Below are 15,183 nucleotides of genomic sequence, written 5' to 3' on the forward strand. Positions count from 1 at the left end.
TATATTATATCATAGTATGTTTTTATTATAAAAAATGGTATAGCCTTTCTTTATTCTAGACAACCTAAATAGAACATCTTATATTACTGACCTTCTGGAGGAAGCCGTATGTTTAGGAAAATAATTGGTATCATGAGATATCTTAAATATTCACCCGTCAATCGCCATAGCCTTACCCCTATTCCTAAGGATGTAGAGGAAAAGCTTGATTTAGATATAGAAGCTGCAAAAAAACGTCTTGAGGAGATTTTTCATCATAGTGAGGGTTTGATCATAAGGCCCTTTAAAATTAGAACCTTTCCTAGGAATAAGGCTTTTATCTGCTACATAGATGGTTTGGTTGATACAGATGCGATGGAGCTAAATGTCTTGAAGCCCTTAATGAGCCAGGATATTTCTTCATTCCTTGGTGTTAAAACCTCTAGAACTATTGCTGTTGTATTGGTGGAAGAAATCATTACTTCGGTAAATACCTTTTTAGTAGGCTACTTAAACCAAGTAGTAGATGAACTGTTAAAGGGTGGGACTGTCATTGTAGTAGATGGCTCTCCTTCTGCTATTGTTATTTCCGCTGCCCATTGGGAGACAAGGGGGGTTACAGAGCCTTCAGCAGAAACCGTCATCAGAGGCCCTAGAGAGGGATTTAATGAAGACCTTATCACCAATATCACCTTAATCCGTCGAAAAGTAAAAAGTCCTAAGCTAAAGTTTGAGTATATTACTAGAGGTATTTATTCTAAAACTAAATTAGCTATTTGTTATATAGATGGGATTGCTAACCCTAAAATTGTTGAAGAGCTAAAGAATCGTATTGAAAAAATCAATATTGATGTGGTTTTAGAGTCTGGATATATTGAAGAGTTTATTGATGATCAGCCTTTTTGTACCTTCCCTGCGATAGGTACTACAGAAAAACCAGATGTGGTGGTGGGAAAGATTTTTGAGGGTCGAATAGCCGTTCTATGCGACGGCACTCCCTTTGTTTTGACGGTTCCCCACCTACTGGTGGAACATCTACAAACCAGCGAGGATTATTATATGAAATGGGTCTTTGCCAGTACCATAAGGCTTTTCCGACTCATGGCCTTGGTTATAACAAGCACGCTGCCTGCTATTTATGTTGGTGTACAAACCTTTCACCATGAAATTATACCTTTTAAGTTGTTTTTATCGATTATGTCGGCTAGAGAACCTATCCCTATATCTTCTTTAACAGAGGCTCTGCTAATGATTGTTATTTTTAAGCTCATTAATGAGGCAGGCATACGTATGCCTACTGCAGTGGGACAGGCCATCAGTGTCGTAGGGGCTATCGTCCTTGGACAGGCGGTGGTGGAGGCAGGGGTTGCCAGTCCCTTAATGATCATTGTAGTTGCCCTTACTGCCATCACCAGCTTTGTGGTTCCTGGCCTTCAAAATTCTATTTTTCTCATTAGGATTTTACTATTGGTGCTGGCTAGCATTGTAGGCTTCTATGGCATTGCCTTTGGACTTCTTTTCATATTTGTCTATATGTGTAATCTAAGATCTTTTGGAGTACCCTATTTGTCTCCTTTTGCACCAACATCTGTTGAAGATTTAGAGGATACTTTTATCCGAGCTCCTCTATGGACCCTTTTGATTAAAAGAAGATAACTTTCAAGGAGAGAATGAATCTATGAAAAAGATAATTTTACTGGTGTTGGTGCTTTTACAAATAATCACTCTTTCCGGTTGCTGGAACAATAGAGAGATTAATGATATGGTGATTGCCCTTGCCTTTGGGATTGATATGACAGAAGAGAAAGAAATCCAGCTGACGGTTCAGACAGTGATCCCTAGAAAATTAGGGCAAGATGGAGCTGAAGGAAATGCCACCGTTACTTATACAGAGGTAGGTTCCACATTTTTTGAAGCCATAAGAAAACTTACCACTGTCTCCAGTCATAAAATCTATATCGGCCATATACAGCTGATCGTCTTTGGTGAAAGTGTTGCAAAGGATGGGATTCAAAAAATTATTGATTTTCTTGAGCGGGACCATGAGTTTAGGAGACAGGCTGTTCCAGTTGTCACCAAAGACATGTCAGCCAAAGAGCTTTTAGAAATAGGTAGTATTTATGAAGCCCTGCCGGCAGTCCATATTGTTAACATGATAAGAAATAATGATGCTGTGGGTTTTTCAAGAAATATGATCCTCCTAGATCTTTTTGAAGAATACAATAGCCTTGGAAACCATTTAGTTATGGGGCTTATTGCTAAAAGAGGCGTTGATGTTCCTCAACATGTAAAAGGACTTCGTGTTCAAGGGGCAGCAGTTTTTTCTGGGGAGCGACTAGTTGGTTTTTTAAATTCTTATGAGACCCGAGGGTATTTGTGGGTAGTGGACGAGCTAGATAGTCTTATCTTAGTGGTTCCTCATAAAGAAGATCCCGAAAAGCTAGTATCCTTAGAAACTATTAGAACCCAATCTAAAATGGATGTAGCGATTATTGATAATGAAATTCTTTTAAAGGTAGTCATTAAAGAAGAAGGTAATATAGGGGGAAAGCAGGGTCCCTATGATCAAACTGATGTAGCAGGGATTAGATACCTAGAAAAGGAAAAGGAAAAGCTGATTACCCATGAGGTTACTGATGTTTTTGATATTGCACAAAATCAGTTTAAGGTAGATTTCTTTGGCTTTGGAACGCTAATCCACAAAAAATATCCTCAGCTTTGGAAGGAAATTGAAGAGGATTGGGATGAAATCTTTACCAAATGTCCAGTAGAAATAAAGGTTGAAACAAAAATTAGGGGAACAGGCCAAATATTTGCCCCCTCCTCAAGTGAATAAGAGGTGATTATTATCTTTATGTTTATTGTTGTCCTTCTAATTATCTTGGCTTTTACCTTATTTGATTTGCCTTTTCTGATAAAAAGAAAAAATCCATTGGTGGCTTTCGCCTATTCTTTTTTGTTACTAATGGGTATAGCTATCTTCTATATTCTTATAGAGGATCTTCCTGTAGCTTCTCCAGCGGTTTATATAGAAAAAGCATTAAATCTTATTTTAAAGAGGTGATGATTTATGGGGAAGCAGGTACAAATATCTCCCTATCAGTTTACCATCCTCCTGATTGGATTTATTATCGGTAGTACGGTGATTATCATTCCTGGCGTTCAGGCAAAGCAAGACGCTTGGCTTGCCTATATCCTGGGTTGGATGGGAGGCTTTCTTTTGTTTTCTATTTATCTTGTCCTCTATCAAAGACATCCTGGCAAAACCTTGGTGGAAATCCATCAAATCCTGCTGGGAAAATGGTTGGGAAACACTCTTTCTATACTTTATATTTGGTATTTTCTCCATCTAGGAACTTTAGTTTTGAGAAATTTCACAGAATATACTATAACCATTAGCTTACCAGAAACCCCAATGTGGTTTATGGCAGTATTAAGCACCTCCATTGTTGCCTACTCTGTAAAAAGCGGCTTAGAGGTAACCAGTCGTATGGGTGAGTTGGTTGTTCCTTTCACCCTTGCTTTTAATCTAGGGGTTACTTTGCTGCTGACACCTCACATGGAACTCAATAACCTGTTGCCTTTTTTAGAAAATGGCATGACCCCAGTTCTGGAGGCTTCTTTTTCCGTCCTGACTTTTCCCTTTGGAGAAACCGTAGTCTTTTTAATGATTTTTCCTTATGTAAATGAAGGGAAGGCACTTAAAAAAAGCTTTGTTACAGCCTTTTTACTAGCAGGAGCTTTGTTACTGCTGGCAAACTTTAGGGAGGTTATGGTTTTGGGTGGGTCCGGGATCGAAAGGAAAGTATTCCCTCCACACCTTACCACCAAAAGAATTCCCAACCTTAATTTAGACCCTCTAATCGGAGTTGTTTTTTATATTACTGGAGGAATTAAGATGTGTGTCTGCTATCTTGTAGCAGCCATGGGGCTAGCACAGCTGACAAAATCCAATGACCATCGGGTGTTTGTCTATCCTATAGGTGTGGTCATCATTGGTTCATCCATGTGGATTTACACCAATATTGCTGAAATGCTTCGATGGGCAATTGCGGTATGGCCCTATTATTCTATTCCCTTTCAAATCATGATTCCTATCCTTTTACTAGTGATCAGCTTTATAAAGCAAATGAAAAAAACTACTAAAAGCTCCTCTTGACAAATCATATCAAGAAGAGCTTTTCATATAGTATAGATTCGCTATAGTTTATATTGATTTTAAGGATATTTTCTCTATCAATTCTTTTAATATGACTTCTACCTCTTGTTTGATTTCTTCAATACCTTTATCAGCTTTTACTATTCTCATTCTTTCTGGATATTTTTTTGCTAAATCTAAGTAGGTGTTGTAGACGGTTCTATGAAACTCTATTTTTTCTTGCTCTAATCGATCTATATCCTTTACATCAATCCGTTTTAAACTGGTTTCAGGAGAAATATCAAAGAACATGGTTAGATTTGGCTCCAATCTCTGGGTAGCAAAATCGTTGATGGCTTTTACTTCTTCCTGACCTAGCCTCCTGCCTCCACCTTGGTAGGCAATACTGGAATCCACAAACCGATCACAAAGCACTACCTTTCCTTCTCTTAGAGCTGGAAGTATAAATTCCTTTACATGCTGTGCTCTGGCGGCAGCGTACAGTAATGCTTCTGTAGTATCCGCCATTTCCTGGTGTTGTTTATCTAGAATAATCTCTCTGATTTTTTCCCCAATGATGGTGCCTCCCGGCTCTCGTGTAATCAACACCTCCAAACCCTTATCCTCTAGAAATCTTTTCATAAAATTTATTTGGGTGCTTTTTCCTGCTCCATCTAAGCCTTCAATTGATATAAATAAACCCTTCGTCATCTCTCCACCCCATTCATCCGTTATGCGTAGCTTCATTATTGTAAATCTGTACTTCTAAAACATATGTCTACTGTGCCCTATCTATATTGTATAGATTTTATTCGATAATTTCAATCCTTTCACAGCTTTGGTCCTTCAGTCCCGTTACCTCCATACCTCTTACCACCATCGTTTTCACATAGGTAACCATTTCCTCCTCTATGACTTCTCCTGGGATTAATATCGGAATTCCAGGGGGATAAGGAATTAAGTATTCACCGCTGATATGTCCTATACTTTCCTTCAGCTTCACTTTTTTCTTTTTCTTATATAGGGCTTCCTTTGGTGTAAAAGCTCTCTTGGGTATAGCATAGGAAAAAAACGGCATTCCTCCTATTTCATCACTGCCCTTCTCTTTGGAAAGAGCTGCCATAGCTTCGTATAGCTTTTCAAAATCCTCTTTATCGTTACCAATGGAGGTCATTCCCAGCACACCATATAGATTGGACAGCTCCATCTGGATACCGAACTCTTTTCTTAGTCTGTTTTCCAGCTGATAGCCGTTGATTTTGTTCTGATACATACTCATCCATAGCCTAGTAGTATCCATAGACTTGATAAAGTGACTGCCAATCCTTTCACTACCTAAAACCGTGACTTTTGGAATGTTTTTCATTTTTTCTTTAAATGCTTCAATATTGTGAAGCAGCTCCTCCATCAGCAGTTTCCCATGATCTCTATAAATGGTTGTGGCCAAATCTAGGGAGGCCATTAGGATATAGGAGGGACTGGTGGTTTGATGTAATCGCAGCATAAACTTTAATTTTTCTCTGTCGATTCTATTTCCCTGTACATGCAGCATAGAGCTTTGGGTAAAAGCTGGAAGGGTTTTGTGGATGCTTTGTACCACAGCATCTGCACCGCATTCTAGCGCTGTCATAGGCAGCTTATCACTTAATCCTAGATGGGCGCCGTGGGCTTCATCCACCAATAGCATTTTCCCATGCTGATGTACAATCTCTGCTATTCTTTTTAAATCACTGGCAAGACCATGATAGGTTGGGTAAGTGATTACAACAGCCTTTGCATCTGGGTGCTCCTTCAGACTTCTTTCTACCTCTTCAGGAGAAATCCCTAAAGCGATTCCTTGTTGAAGATCCATTTCTGGATATAGATAAACAGGAGCTAAGTCTCCTAAAATCGTAATATTGATGACGGATTGGTGACAATTTCGTCCAACAATAATTTTATCCCCCGGGGAGGTAGCAGCCATCACCATGCTATAGATTCCTGAGGTGCTGCCGTTTACTAGAAAATAGGTTTCTTCGCTTTTAAAGGCTTCACTTGCTCTTTCTTGAGCTTTTTTTATAACTTCCTTTGCCTTATGTAGGTTATCTGTTCCAAGGATTTCTGTTGTATCAATATTGGTTAAACAGTCTTTAAAGTTTTTATAATTATATTTGTTGAATATTTTTCCATTTTTGTGTCCTGGCATATGAAAGGATATAAGTTTTTCATTTTGCAGTTGTAAAAGTCTGTCTAAAAGTGGAGTTTCTTTCATAATTCTCCTCCTTTTTTTCTTTATAAACCCTCAGGTTCTTTGAAATTTATTTTCTTTTCTATGCTACTAGTATTCGATAAAAACTCCCTTTTTTCCTTTAAGGTATAAAACTTTTATTATTTAGAAATACTAGTATTGTAGACCGTGTGTGTCTATAATAATTAGCCACAAAAATCATTAAAGGTGGTGGCCTGTTTGAATGATAAAATAACTAATTTGCAAAAATTTGTAACAGCCTATCGTAACCGGAAATCGGATATGGAAATATCCACCATGTTAGATGTTTCTATTGATGAGGTAAAGAGCCAAAGAAAAGAAGTTCTTCGTAAGAATATGGAAAGAAAATTTAGAAAGCATTCAAACAAATAGTTTTTAACAAATAAATAAAGGGACTGATTTTTGTCCCTTTATTTTCTTCATTATTATTCATTAAACGATCTGTACGGATTGCTTCCAAATGTCTCTTATTTTTCTTTTATATGCTTCATATTTTAATTGGTTCATTGGAGTATATATCAGTTCTTTTTCACAACTTCTACATATGTACTGGTTCAACAAAACAATTCCTATACTGGTTTCGTTATTGCAAATACAGCATTTTAATTCTTCACTCATGAAACTCACCAGCCTTATTAAGATAATTAATTATTATGATTGTAGCCTTCTACTAATTATTTTATTCAGCATACTAGTACATTGTTAATGGAATTCAGTAGAAAACCTGCAAAAAAAAATAAAATAGTCTTTTTGTGATTTTATAGATTCAAGACTATTTTACCCTTCTAATTTTTTCATGATAATTTTCTCCAGCTATTTCTACACTGTTTTCATAAAGACCTTTTTCCCTCACCATAACTGTTCCTCTTCTTAGGTCTTCTCCAAGTTCCTTGATAAAGGTTAAAAATAATATAAAAATAGGAATTACAGTGATGCCTAAAAAGGCAATGCTTATAATATAATTATACATTTTCTCTTCTCCTCAAAAGTGGACTTATGGTATTTTTCGTCATCCTTTGTAGAAAATCCTTCTATTGATAAAATATTTCTTCATAAATTGATCTTCTGGTTTATTATTCTACATAGTTTTTCATAATCCTACTTTTGCTTGGTAGGAAATTTGTCCTAAAAAGAAAATGTATCTTTGTAAAAAGGATGTGTCTCCACATCCTTCAGACTGAAGACAAGGTATGAAACTTACTTACAAACCCGATTTTTATAGCTTAAGTAAATGATTAGCGAAGTTAAAATAAAAGAGCGTAAGATAATTAGATAAGAGTTTTCAACTGTTTGAGCGAAGCGAGTTTTGAAAACTCCTGATTATCTTTAAGCTCATTCCTGCCCTGGTCCTGAGCGGATTTACGTAGCTTTAAAAATGTTAGGGTTTGTCTACAAGCTAAAGGATGTGTTTCCACATCCTTTTAGGCTACTCTCTTATTGATTTTTGTTTTGAAATGCCATTAAAAAGACCTTTTCTTGTCGATTACTATTAATTTCGTCCTCTATTGCCATGAGTTTTTTTAACTGCTCCTTAGATAAATCAGCATAGTTCATGTTCCCCATATCTTTGATAATCTCTTGATTCATGGGATACTGCCTCCTTTTATATTTCTTACCTTTTCATTATTTTTCATAAAAAGAAGCTATTTTATTCACCAAGTTATCTAGATTATTATAGGTTTCTCCATAGGAAATAGACGGTCTTTTTAGTAGAATAACAGGGATTTTTAGTGCTTCTGCAGCAGCTATTTTTTCTCCGGTTCCTCCAGCACTACCGCTGTCCTTTGTTACCACGACGGAGGCACCATAGCTTTGAAACATTTGTTGATTAATTTCTTTGTTAAAGGGTCCCTTCATGGCAATAAGATTATCCGGGGTAAAACCATAGGCTTCACAGTTTTTTATGATTTCCCATAAAGGCAGGACTCTTGCCACCAGCCTATTAGCCTCTATTTTTTCTAGAAAGATTGGCAGTTGGTTGCTTCCTATGGTTAAAAATATTTTTCCATCAAAATCCTTTGCTAAATCTGCTGCATGATGAAAATCCTCTGCTATAAGAATACTCTCTGACTGATATTTCTCTTTTATTGTTTCCTGCCTTTCATAACGAAAATAAGACAGTGCTTTTTCTTTAGAAATCTCTAGTGCTAGTTTTGAAATGTTTTCTGCAAAGGGATGGGTAACATCCACAATCATGGTTATTTTTTTTTCTTCAATAAGGGCTGTCATTTTTTCTTTGTCCAGCTTATCCTCCAGCACCTCTACTGGCAAATCAATCTTCAATAGCTTTCCACCATAGGCTGTGGTTACCGTTGCCAATACCTGCAGCTGTTTTTTTGACAGCTTTTCTATTAACTCTCTTCCTTCGGAGGTTCCACAAAGTGCCAGAATCATAGCTGGTAGCCTCTTGGGGTAATGATTTTTCCGTTTTCTACAAAAGTATTGCTATTCCCGATGATCACCACCGTCAACATGTCAATAGGATGCTGCAGCATTTCTTTAAGTGTGGTAACCACAGCTGCTTCTTCAGCTCTTTTTGCATTTCGGACAAGCCCTACTGGCGTCTCTTTTTCTCTATAGTGCAGCAATATTTCTCTAGCTTCCTCTATTTGTGTTACCCTTCCTTTGCTTTTGGGGTTATAGAGAGCTATAACAAAATCTCCTTCTGCTGCTAACTGGAGACGTTTTTTGATAACCTTCCAATCTGTCAATAGATCACTTAAGCTGATGACAGCAAAATCATGCATTAGTGGAGCTCCTAAAACTGCTGCTGCTGCACTGACGGCAGTCACCCCTGGAATCACTTCAATCTCTACCTTGCTGTCTCTTTGTGTCTTTACCTCCAGCATAGCTCCTGCCATCCCATAGATCCCAGGATCTCCGCTGCTGACCAATGCAACAGCAGCCCCTTCCTCTGCAAAATCTAGGGCTAGATTGCATCTTTCTATTTCTCTTTTCATGCCACTGTCCACTACCTTTTTATCGGTTATAAGGTGGGAAATTAAATCTATGTAGGTTTTGTAGCCTATGATCACATCACTGGATATTATTGCTTCTCTGGCGGCAGGTGTCATATAGGCTTCATCACCTGGACCAATGCCTACCACAACGATTTTTTTCATCCTTTGCCCTTCCTTTCTTTATGGATGTGTATTGCAAAATTACAAGTCATTATTCTCTGCTATGGAAATGGTTACTCCTTGATTTTTCTGTTTCTTTAAAAGCATTTTCCCTCCCTGACTGCCTAGGTAGGCACAAGGTTCGCTGACTGCCCCCACTCCGATGGTTTCTTTTACAAAGGGAGAGCTGTCAAAAAGGGTTTCTATTTCTAATAGCTTTTCCCTCGAAAATATCTCTAGTGGTACCTCTAAGGCGATAGCCGTCTCCTTTAATCCTTTTTCTTCTGCTTTTATATCCACTGTGGTTATTTTTTTTATGCTTTCTATGCTTTTTTCTATCTTTTGTAAAGCTGTTTTTATCTCTGTTAAAAGCACCTCTTTGGTTGTGTCCTTTCTACAGCCTATTCCTAAGACTAGATTCTGAGGATACAGCTGCAGCCAGTTTTCTTTTAGGTCTTCTACGTCCTTGTTTCCAATATAGATGCCATAGGGTTCATGAGAAAGATCTGCTAAATTTTTTACTAGATGATACTGAGAGGGTAGCTCTATATTGATAGGAATTTCTGAATAAACCCCGATTTTTTCATTGTTTACAATGGCTGCGGTTATTTTTTTTGCCATCTGCCAATCCTTGAGTCTACAGTTTAATCTTTGTGCCAGAGTATCTACTGCCATGGTATTTTGCACATCAGAGGCAGTGGTAATTACTGGGTTTCCTCCTACGATTGCGGCTATTTTTAAGGTGAATTCGTTAGCACCTCCCATATGTCCCGACAATAGACTGATGACATGCTGTCCCTTTTCATCCATTACCAGCACCCCAGGGTCCTGGCTTTTATGCTTTATATAGGGGGCAATACATCGAACCACAATGCCAGCCGCCATAATAAAAATTAAATAATCTACCTGAGAAAATATTTTCTTCACCACTGCTTTTAGATCTGGCTCTATAGGAAGGACAGCTTCTTTTTCATAATCTTCATGATGAAATTTTGGCAGTACATACAGCTGAGCCTGTGGCAGCTGTTTCTTTATCTGCAGTCCCAGCTGCTTTCCTCCCTGTGTTACCGTTAAAATAGCTGTTTTCATTTATTCTTTCCCTTTCTATATTCATGGGTGAAATTTTCATCATACAGCTTGGAGAGGGCATATTGGTTCCCTAGAAAATCCCCCACTAGGATTTGTGCAGTTTTTTTAATATCTGCTTCTTTTACCCTTTCTGCGATGTTTTTTAGGGTCCCCTCTACTATTTTTTCATCCTCCCAGGTGGCTTTTTGGACAACTGCTACTGGTGTTTCAGGAGGATAGCTGGTTATCAGCTGCTCTACCACCTTGTCTATCATTTGGACGGATAAAAAAATTGCCATAGAGGCTTGGTGCTCCGCTAGAGAAGAAAGGCTCTCTTTAGGCGGCACAGGGGTTCTTCCTTCCATCCTTGTAAGGATCACGGTTTGTGATACCTCTGGCAGGGTAAATTCTTTTTTTAGCTGAGCTGCCGAAGCCACAAAAGAGCTGACTCCAGGTATCACTTCATAATCTATAGACAGCTCTATTAATGCATCCATTTGCTCTCTAATAGCCCCATAAATACTTGGATCCCCTGTATGGACCCTTGCAATAGTTTTTGCTTCTCTTGAAGCTTTTTTCATTACCTCTATTACCTCCGTCAGGGTCATGGAGGCGCTGTTATAGACTGCTGCATTTTCTTTTCTATCGGCAATCACCTGTGGATTCACTAAGGAACCAGCATAGATAATGACATCTGCTTCTTGAATTTTTTTATGACCCTTTAAGGTGATTAGCTCTGGATCACCTGGTCCTGCTCCTATAAAATAAACCTTAGCCACGGAGCTTCCCTCCTTTTTTTATGATAACAGTAGATAGATAGGGTACCCTTCCTTCTTCAAGTACCTTTATATCTGTAGTCACCTGCTCGTCACTGTGGCCGCATTTAGAAATCATGACAAAGCTCTTCTCTAGTCCATGCGCCTTTAGTTTGGATGCTAAACCCTTTGGATCATGAGATACCTTCAGCACTACTAAATTGTCATTATTGGTCAATGCTCTTTCTACTTTTTCCTTCTCCTTGATAAGAGGAAGAATGGTTAAGGCTTCATCTCCTTCTGCCAAGGGAAGATTTACTCTGCTGGCAGCGGCACTAAAGGAGGTGATACCTGGTATCGTTTCGATGGAATAATCTTTTTCCTTTAGCACTTTTACAATATAGATATACGTACTGTATAGCAAAGCATCTCCTAGGGTTAGAAACACTACTTTTTTACCTCTATCTAAAGCATCAGATATAATGCTGATATTCTCCTTCCAATGATTTTCTAGGGTTTCTTTACAATAAACCATGGGAAACACTAGGGGCTTTATTTCTGCGTTAGGGTGGATATGCCCTTTTGCAATCTGTAGAGCAATACTGTCTTCTTCTTTTTTTCCCTTAGGACAAACAATCATATCTGCTTCCCCCAACAGCTTCACTGCTTTTAGGGTTAACAGTTCAGGGTCTCCCGGTCCTACCCCTATGCCATATAGCTTTCCCTTCATCTTCAACAACCCCCTCAAGTTTATCCTGCTTTATCGTGCTTTTCATTATATTGATATCCAAGCTCAGAAATTAAAATATACATTTTTCTATTTACCATAATTAGTTATACGATGATGGATTGTAATAATGATAGCTTTCAACTTGTATATCCATATATAAGCCTTTAAATTTGCTTATTTCTTCATGCCTGAAATTACATAGACACTATTTTGCGCCTCCATTAGGGTATAGTTTCCTGTGAAACGTCCTTTTGAGATCCCTACAGAAATCACTTCTATCTCTTGAAATCCTTTGGTTTTTAGTCCCTGTAATCCTTGGTTTAGAGTTTCAATAGTGACGGCAGTGATGACAATTCTTCCTTCTGGAGTAAGGTGCTGGTGGGCATAGTCCAGTACCTCTGGTAGGGCACCACTGCTGCCCCCAACAAAAATTCTGTCAAAGGATGCTATTTTTTTTAGTTCTATTTCTGCTCTACCCCTCATGATGTTTAGATTATTTATTTCAAAAGTATTTTTGTTTATTTCTAAAAGCTCTAAGGCTTCCTCCTTATACTCTATGGCATACACCTTTCCCTTTGAGAGCTTTAAAGCGGCCTCTATAGATACTGATCCTGTTCCAGCACCTACATCTACAAAGATATGCTCCTCCTGTAGTCGAAGCTTTCCCATCACAACAGCCCTCACTTCCTCCTTTGTCATAGGAGCCTTTCCCCTTACAAAATAACTGTCGGGAATGCCAAAGCTGCTATAATTCCATTTTTTATTCATAGGTAATCACCACCACTGACATTTGATAGGGAGCCTTTTCCATAATTTCTTTTGGTTCTCCCTTAATAATCCTTTCTTCTTCATAGGAAAGATTTTCTCCCACAATCATAATTGCTTTATCTAACTTTGCTTTTATTAAAGCCTCCGCTATGGCTTCTGGTTTATGCTGGGAATCTGTTAATAATCCTACCTTTTTATAGGTTTTCAACTTTTCTATATAGTTCTCTTCCCTTCCATGAAGGCTCATCAGAGGTACCCCTTGCCAGGTTTCTTTTATCCTAGCAAACAAATACTGTAGGGAGCTTATTCCTGGAATCACCTCTAAATCCTCATCACAAAAGTGCTTTTTTAAGTAGATGAGCATACTGTAAAATCCAGTATCTCCAGAAAGAACAATAGCTATTTTTTTGCTTTTTCTATGGGTCTTTATATAATTCATTACCTTCTCTAAATCCTTTGAGATGACATAGGTTTCTCCTGTGTAGTCCTGAAAAATCTCTAGGTTTCTTCTTCCTCCTATTAAGATGTCGCTGGCTTCCACCGCCTTGTATGCCACCGGCAGTACATAATCCTTATGTCCTGGGCCTACTCCAATCACAGTTATTTTTTCCATTCCTTACATCCCTCCAGCAGTTTTTTCCCTTCGGGACAAATAGCCAGTATCCCTTCCTCCATGGTGAAAATCACACTACCTATTTGTACCTTTTCTTCTGTTCTTTCCCTTGTCTTCTCCGTGATTTTTTGGGCTAGTATAGGAAATATTTTTTCTTTTTTAATTTGTCGGATATAGGAGACTGCCTCCTCTGTTGTATTGCTGGTCAATACGGTCTTTACCTCATGAGGAGAAGCCCCTAGTAAGGCTAAATAAGCCGCCAGGATTTCTCTCCTGCCGTCTGCTACTCTGCTATGGGTATGGAAAATACCTCCTGCAACCTTTGCCAGCTTCCCAAGATGTCCTACTAATAGGATTTGCTTGATTCCATGTTCAACAGCCTTGTCCAGCATAAAACCTATAAAATTACTAGTTTTTATGATATATTTGTCCTGAAATTGATAGGTGTTTTTTACCAGATCTCTCCCATAATTTCCTGGAACAAAAATCAGTTTATCTATTCCTTCTTCTTTTAGCATAGCTATTTCTAGTCCCAAGGAATCCTTCCAGGCCTCCTCTGACATAGGCTCTACGATGCCAGAGGTCCCCAATATAGAGATCCCGCCTTCTATTCCTAAACGGGGATTAAAGGTTTTTTTTGCAATTTCTTCACCCTTGGGAACAAAGATTTCTATGTCTAGGCCTTTTTCATAACCAATCATCTCTCTTACTTCCTTTTCTATCATTTGGAGAGGAATAGGATTGATGGCAGCCTTTCCTACAGCTGCCGGCAGGCCTTTTTTTGTTACTCTCCCTACCCCTCTGCCTCCCTGAATATTGATCTTATTGTCTTGTCGCCACTTTACTTTGCTATAGATTAGGAGGCCATGGGTAACATCTGGATCGTCCCCTGCATCCTTTTTGATGCTGCAGGAAGCCCAAGGGCCTTCTATTTTTGGATCTATTACCCTCAGCTTTAGGTCCCAACCCTTTGGTGTAGCTATGGTAATCTCCTCTAAAGGCTCCCCTGTCATAAGCATATTAGCTGCTGCTTTGGAGGCGGCAGCTGCACAGGACCCTGTAGTGTAGCCATATTGCAGACGTTTTCCATTTTTAATCATATATTTATCCATGATAGCAATTCTCCTACAGATTCATGTATAAAAGAGCGTTTACAATGGCTGCAGCTACTGTGCTGCCGCCTTTTCTTCCTAAGGTGGTTATGTAGGGCACATTTCTCCTTATCAGCTCATCCTTTGATTCACGGGCTCCTACAAATCCTACCGGTACCCCCACAACTAAGCTTGGCAGCTTTTTTCCTTCGTCGATGTACTGACATAATTGAAATAATGCAGTAGGGGCGTTGCCGATGACAAAGATTTTAGTCTTTTCTTCCTTGGCTGCCTTTTCCATTGCCACCATTGACCTGGTAAGGCCTCTTTCCTTTGCTTCCTTTGCCACTTCTGGATCGTCTACCAGACAGTAAATTTCACAGTTCATCTGTTTTAAAGCTCTTTTGTTAATGCCCGCCATAGACATCCTTGTATCTGTATAGATACTACAGCCTTCTTTTAAGGCTGCTAATCCACTGTCTATGGCTCCTTTGCTGATTTTGGTGATATCGGCATACTGGAAATCAGCTGTTGTATGAATCATTCTTTTAATAATCTTTCCTTCTCTTTCAGGAAAGGTTTTCTCCCCCAGCTCTTGGGTTATGATTTCAAAGCTATTTTTTTCAATATCCCTTGGGTCTTTGATATATTCCATGGTTTTCTCTCCTCGTTTT

General features: G+C 38.6%; 19 protein-coding genes. 5 read left to right on the forward strand and 14 right to left on the reverse strand.

Annotation, left to right across the window (positions count from 1 at the left end):
• Positions 1–108: 108 nt before the first annotated feature.
• Genes BMX10_RS08690 through BMX10_RS08705 form a run of 4 tightly spaced genes read left to right on the forward strand, consistent with a single transcriptional unit; the run spans position 109 to position 4,138 of the window.
• A complete protein-coding gene (locus tag BMX10_RS08690) occupies positions 109–1,635 on the forward strand; it encodes a spore germination protein (RefSeq protein WP_090442486.1) in 1,527 nt (508 codons plus the stop codon).
• Positions 1,636–1,657: 22 nt separating this feature from the next.
• Complete coding sequence (locus BMX10_RS08695; protein WP_090442489.1) at positions 1,658–2,815, forward strand: Ger(x)C family spore germination protein; 1,158 nt, start codon at positions 1,658–1,660, stop codon at positions 2,813–2,815.
• A gap of 18 nt (positions 2,816–2,833) precedes the next feature.
• Entirely contained in the window at positions 2,834–3,043 is a 210-nt protein-coding gene (locus BMX10_RS08700; protein ID WP_090442492.1) for a hypothetical protein, read from the forward strand.
• A 6-nt stretch (positions 3,044–3,049) separates the two neighbouring features.
• On the forward strand, positions 3,050–4,138 hold the full coding sequence (locus BMX10_RS08705; RefSeq protein ID WP_090442494.1) for a GerAB/ArcD/ProY family transporter: 1,089 nt from the start codon (positions 3,050–3,052) through the stop codon (positions 4,136–4,138).
• Between the two features lie 48 nt (positions 4,139–4,186).
• On the opposite strand, the gene tmk is transcribed toward BMX10_RS08705, so the two are convergent.
• On the reverse strand, positions 4,187–4,864 hold the full coding sequence (tmk, locus tag BMX10_RS08710) for a dTMP kinase (RefSeq protein ID WP_244272679.1): 678 nt from the start codon (positions 4,862–4,864) through the stop codon (positions 4,187–4,189).
• Between the two features lie 61 nt (positions 4,865–4,925).
• On the reverse strand, positions 4,926–6,368 hold the full coding sequence (locus tag BMX10_RS08715) for an aminotransferase class I/II-fold pyridoxal phosphate-dependent enzyme (RefSeq protein ID WP_090442499.1): 1,443 nt from the start codon (positions 6,366–6,368) through the stop codon (positions 4,926–4,928).
• A 195-nt stretch (positions 6,369–6,563) separates the two neighbouring features.
• Between BMX10_RS08715 and BMX10_RS17995 the strand changes: the two genes are divergently transcribed.
• Positions 6,564–6,737, forward strand: a complete 174-nt coding sequence (locus BMX10_RS17995; RefSeq protein WP_170834750.1) for a hypothetical protein — start codon at positions 6,564–6,566, stop codon at positions 6,735–6,737.
• Between the two features lie 60 nt (positions 6,738–6,797).
• Here BMX10_RS17995 and BMX10_RS18585 read toward each other — a convergent pair whose 3' ends face one another.
• The 12 genes from BMX10_RS18585 to BMX10_RS08770 all read right to left on the reverse strand — a co-directional run bounded on the left by BMX10_RS18585 (position 6,798) and on the right by BMX10_RS08770 (position 15,164).
• Complete coding sequence (locus BMX10_RS18585; protein ID WP_090442502.1) at positions 6,798–6,983, reverse strand: sigma factor G inhibitor Gin; 186 nt, start codon at positions 6,981–6,983, stop codon at positions 6,798–6,800.
• A 154-nt stretch (positions 6,984–7,137) separates the two neighbouring features.
• Entirely contained in the window at positions 7,138–7,335 is a 198-nt protein-coding gene (locus BMX10_RS08725; protein ID WP_090442504.1) for a hypothetical protein, read from the reverse strand.
• 464 nt (positions 7,336–7,799) lie between these two features.
• Positions 7,800–7,952, reverse strand: coding sequence for a hypothetical protein (locus tag BMX10_RS18000; protein WP_170834751.1), 153 nt, complete (start codon positions 7,950–7,952; stop codon positions 7,800–7,802).
• 36 nt (positions 7,953–7,988) lie between these two features.
• Positions 7,989–8,759: a cobalt-precorrin-6A reductase gene (locus BMX10_RS08730; protein WP_090442507.1), complete on the reverse strand. Its 771-nt coding sequence runs from the start codon at positions 8,757–8,759 to the stop codon at positions 7,989–7,991.
• A complete protein-coding gene (gene cobJ, locus BMX10_RS08735; protein WP_090442510.1) occupies positions 8,756–9,487 on the reverse strand; it encodes a precorrin-3B C(17)-methyltransferase in 732 nt (243 codons plus the stop codon). The genes BMX10_RS08730 and cobJ overlap by 4 nt, the downstream gene beginning before the upstream one ends.
• Before the next feature lie 39 nt (positions 9,488–9,526).
• Complete coding sequence (gene cbiG, locus BMX10_RS08740) at positions 9,527–10,573, reverse strand: cobalt-precorrin 5A hydrolase (protein ID WP_090442513.1); 1,047 nt, start codon at positions 10,571–10,573, stop codon at positions 9,527–9,529.
• Positions 10,570–11,331, reverse strand: a complete 762-nt coding sequence (gene cobM / locus BMX10_RS08745; protein WP_090442517.1) for a precorrin-4 C(11)-methyltransferase — start codon at positions 11,329–11,331, stop codon at positions 10,570–10,572. Before cobM ends, cbiG begins: the two co-directional genes overlap by 4 nt.
• Positions 11,324–12,037 (reverse strand): precorrin-2 C(20)-methyltransferase, encoded by a 714-nt coding sequence (gene cobI / locus BMX10_RS08750; RefSeq protein ID WP_090442520.1) that lies wholly within the window; start codon positions 12,035–12,037, stop codon positions 11,324–11,326. The genes cobM and cobI overlap by 8 nt, the downstream gene beginning before the upstream one ends.
• A gap of 174 nt (positions 12,038–12,211) precedes the next feature.
• A complete protein-coding gene (gene cbiT / locus BMX10_RS08755) occupies positions 12,212–12,805 on the reverse strand; it encodes a precorrin-6Y C5,15-methyltransferase (decarboxylating) subunit CbiT (protein ID WP_090442523.1) in 594 nt (197 codons plus the stop codon).
• On the reverse strand, positions 12,798–13,418 hold the full coding sequence (gene cbiE, locus BMX10_RS08760; RefSeq protein WP_090442526.1) for a precorrin-6y C5,15-methyltransferase (decarboxylating) subunit CbiE: 621 nt from the start codon (positions 13,416–13,418) through the stop codon (positions 12,798–12,800). The genes cbiT and cbiE overlap by 8 nt, the downstream gene beginning before the upstream one ends.
• Positions 13,406–14,530 (reverse strand): cobalt-precorrin-5B (C(1))-methyltransferase CbiD, encoded by a 1,125-nt coding sequence (cbiD, locus tag BMX10_RS08765; protein WP_090442529.1) that lies wholly within the window; start codon positions 14,528–14,530, stop codon positions 13,406–13,408. Before cbiD ends, cbiE begins: the two co-directional genes overlap by 13 nt.
• A 13-nt stretch (positions 14,531–14,543) precedes the next feature.
• Positions 14,544–15,164 carry a precorrin-8X methylmutase gene (locus BMX10_RS08770; RefSeq protein WP_090442531.1) on the reverse strand — a complete coding sequence of 207 codons (621 nt, stop codon included), beginning with the start codon at positions 15,162–15,164 and terminating at the stop codon, positions 14,544–14,546.
• Between the last annotated feature and the right edge of the window lie 19 nt (positions 15,165–15,183).

It is taken from the genome of Natronincola peptidivorans, from assembly GCF_900111615.1.
Lineage (GTDB): Bacteria > Bacillota > Clostridia > Peptostreptococcales > Natronincolaceae > Natronincola_A > Natronincola_A peptidivorans.

Bases quoted from the DNA above. Each gene is read 5' to 3' on its own strand.
- BMX10_RS08690 (WP_090442486.1), top strand. From the start codon at position 109: ATGTTTAGGAAAATAATTGGTATCATGAGATATCTTAAATATTCACCC.
- BMX10_RS08695 (WP_090442489.1), top strand. From the start codon at position 1,658: ATGAAAAAGATAATTTTACTGGTGTTGGTGCTTTTACAAATAATCACT.
- BMX10_RS08700 (WP_090442492.1), top strand. From the start codon at position 2,834: ATGTTTATTGTTGTCCTTCTAATTATCTTGGCTTTTACCTTATTTGAT.
- BMX10_RS08705 (WP_090442494.1), top strand. From the start codon at position 3,050: ATGGGGAAGCAGGTACAAATATCTCCCTATCAGTTTACCATCCTCCTG.
- tmk (WP_244272679.1), bottom strand. From the start codon at position 4,864: ATGAAGCTACGCATAACGGATGAATGGGGTGGAGAGATGACGAAGGGT.
- BMX10_RS08715 (WP_090442499.1), bottom strand. From the start codon at position 6,368: ATGAAAGAAACTCCACTTTTAGACAGACTTTTACAACTGCAAAATGAA.
- BMX10_RS18585 (WP_090442502.1), bottom strand. From the start codon at position 6,983: ATGAGTGAAGAATTAAAATGCTGTATTTGCAATAACGAAACCAGTATA.
- BMX10_RS08725 (WP_090442504.1), bottom strand. From the start codon at position 7,335: ATGTATAATTATATTATAAGCATTGCCTTTTTAGGCATCACTGTAATT.
- BMX10_RS18000 (WP_170834751.1), bottom strand. From the start codon at position 7,952: ATGAATCAAGAGATTATCAAAGATATGGGGAACATGAACTATGCTGAT.
- BMX10_RS08730 (WP_090442507.1), bottom strand. From the start codon at position 8,759: ATGATTCTGGCACTTTGTGGAACCTCCGAAGGAAGAGAGTTAATAGAA.
- cobJ (WP_090442510.1), bottom strand. From the start codon at position 9,487: ATGAAAAAAATCGTTGTGGTAGGCATTGGTCCAGGTGATGAAGCCTAT.
- cbiG (WP_090442513.1), bottom strand. From the start codon at position 10,573: ATGAAAACAGCTATTTTAACGGTAACACAGGGAGGAAAGCAGCTGGGA.
- cobI (WP_090442520.1), bottom strand. From the start codon at position 12,037: ATGAAGGGAAAGCTATATGGCATAGGGGTAGGACCGGGAGACCCTGAA.
- cbiT (WP_090442523.1), bottom strand. From the start codon at position 12,805: ATGAATAAAAAATGGAATTATAGCAGCTTTGGCATTCCCGACAGTTAT.
- cbiE (WP_090442526.1), bottom strand. From the start codon at position 13,418: ATGGAAAAAATAACTGTGATTGGAGTAGGCCCAGGACATAAGGATTAT.
- cbiD (WP_090442529.1), bottom strand. From the start codon at position 14,530: ATGGATAAATATATGATTAAAAATGGAAAACGTCTGCAATATGGCTAC.
- BMX10_RS08770 (WP_090442531.1), bottom strand. From the start codon at position 15,164: ATGGAATATATCAAAGACCCAAGGGATATTGAAAAAAATAGCTTTGAA.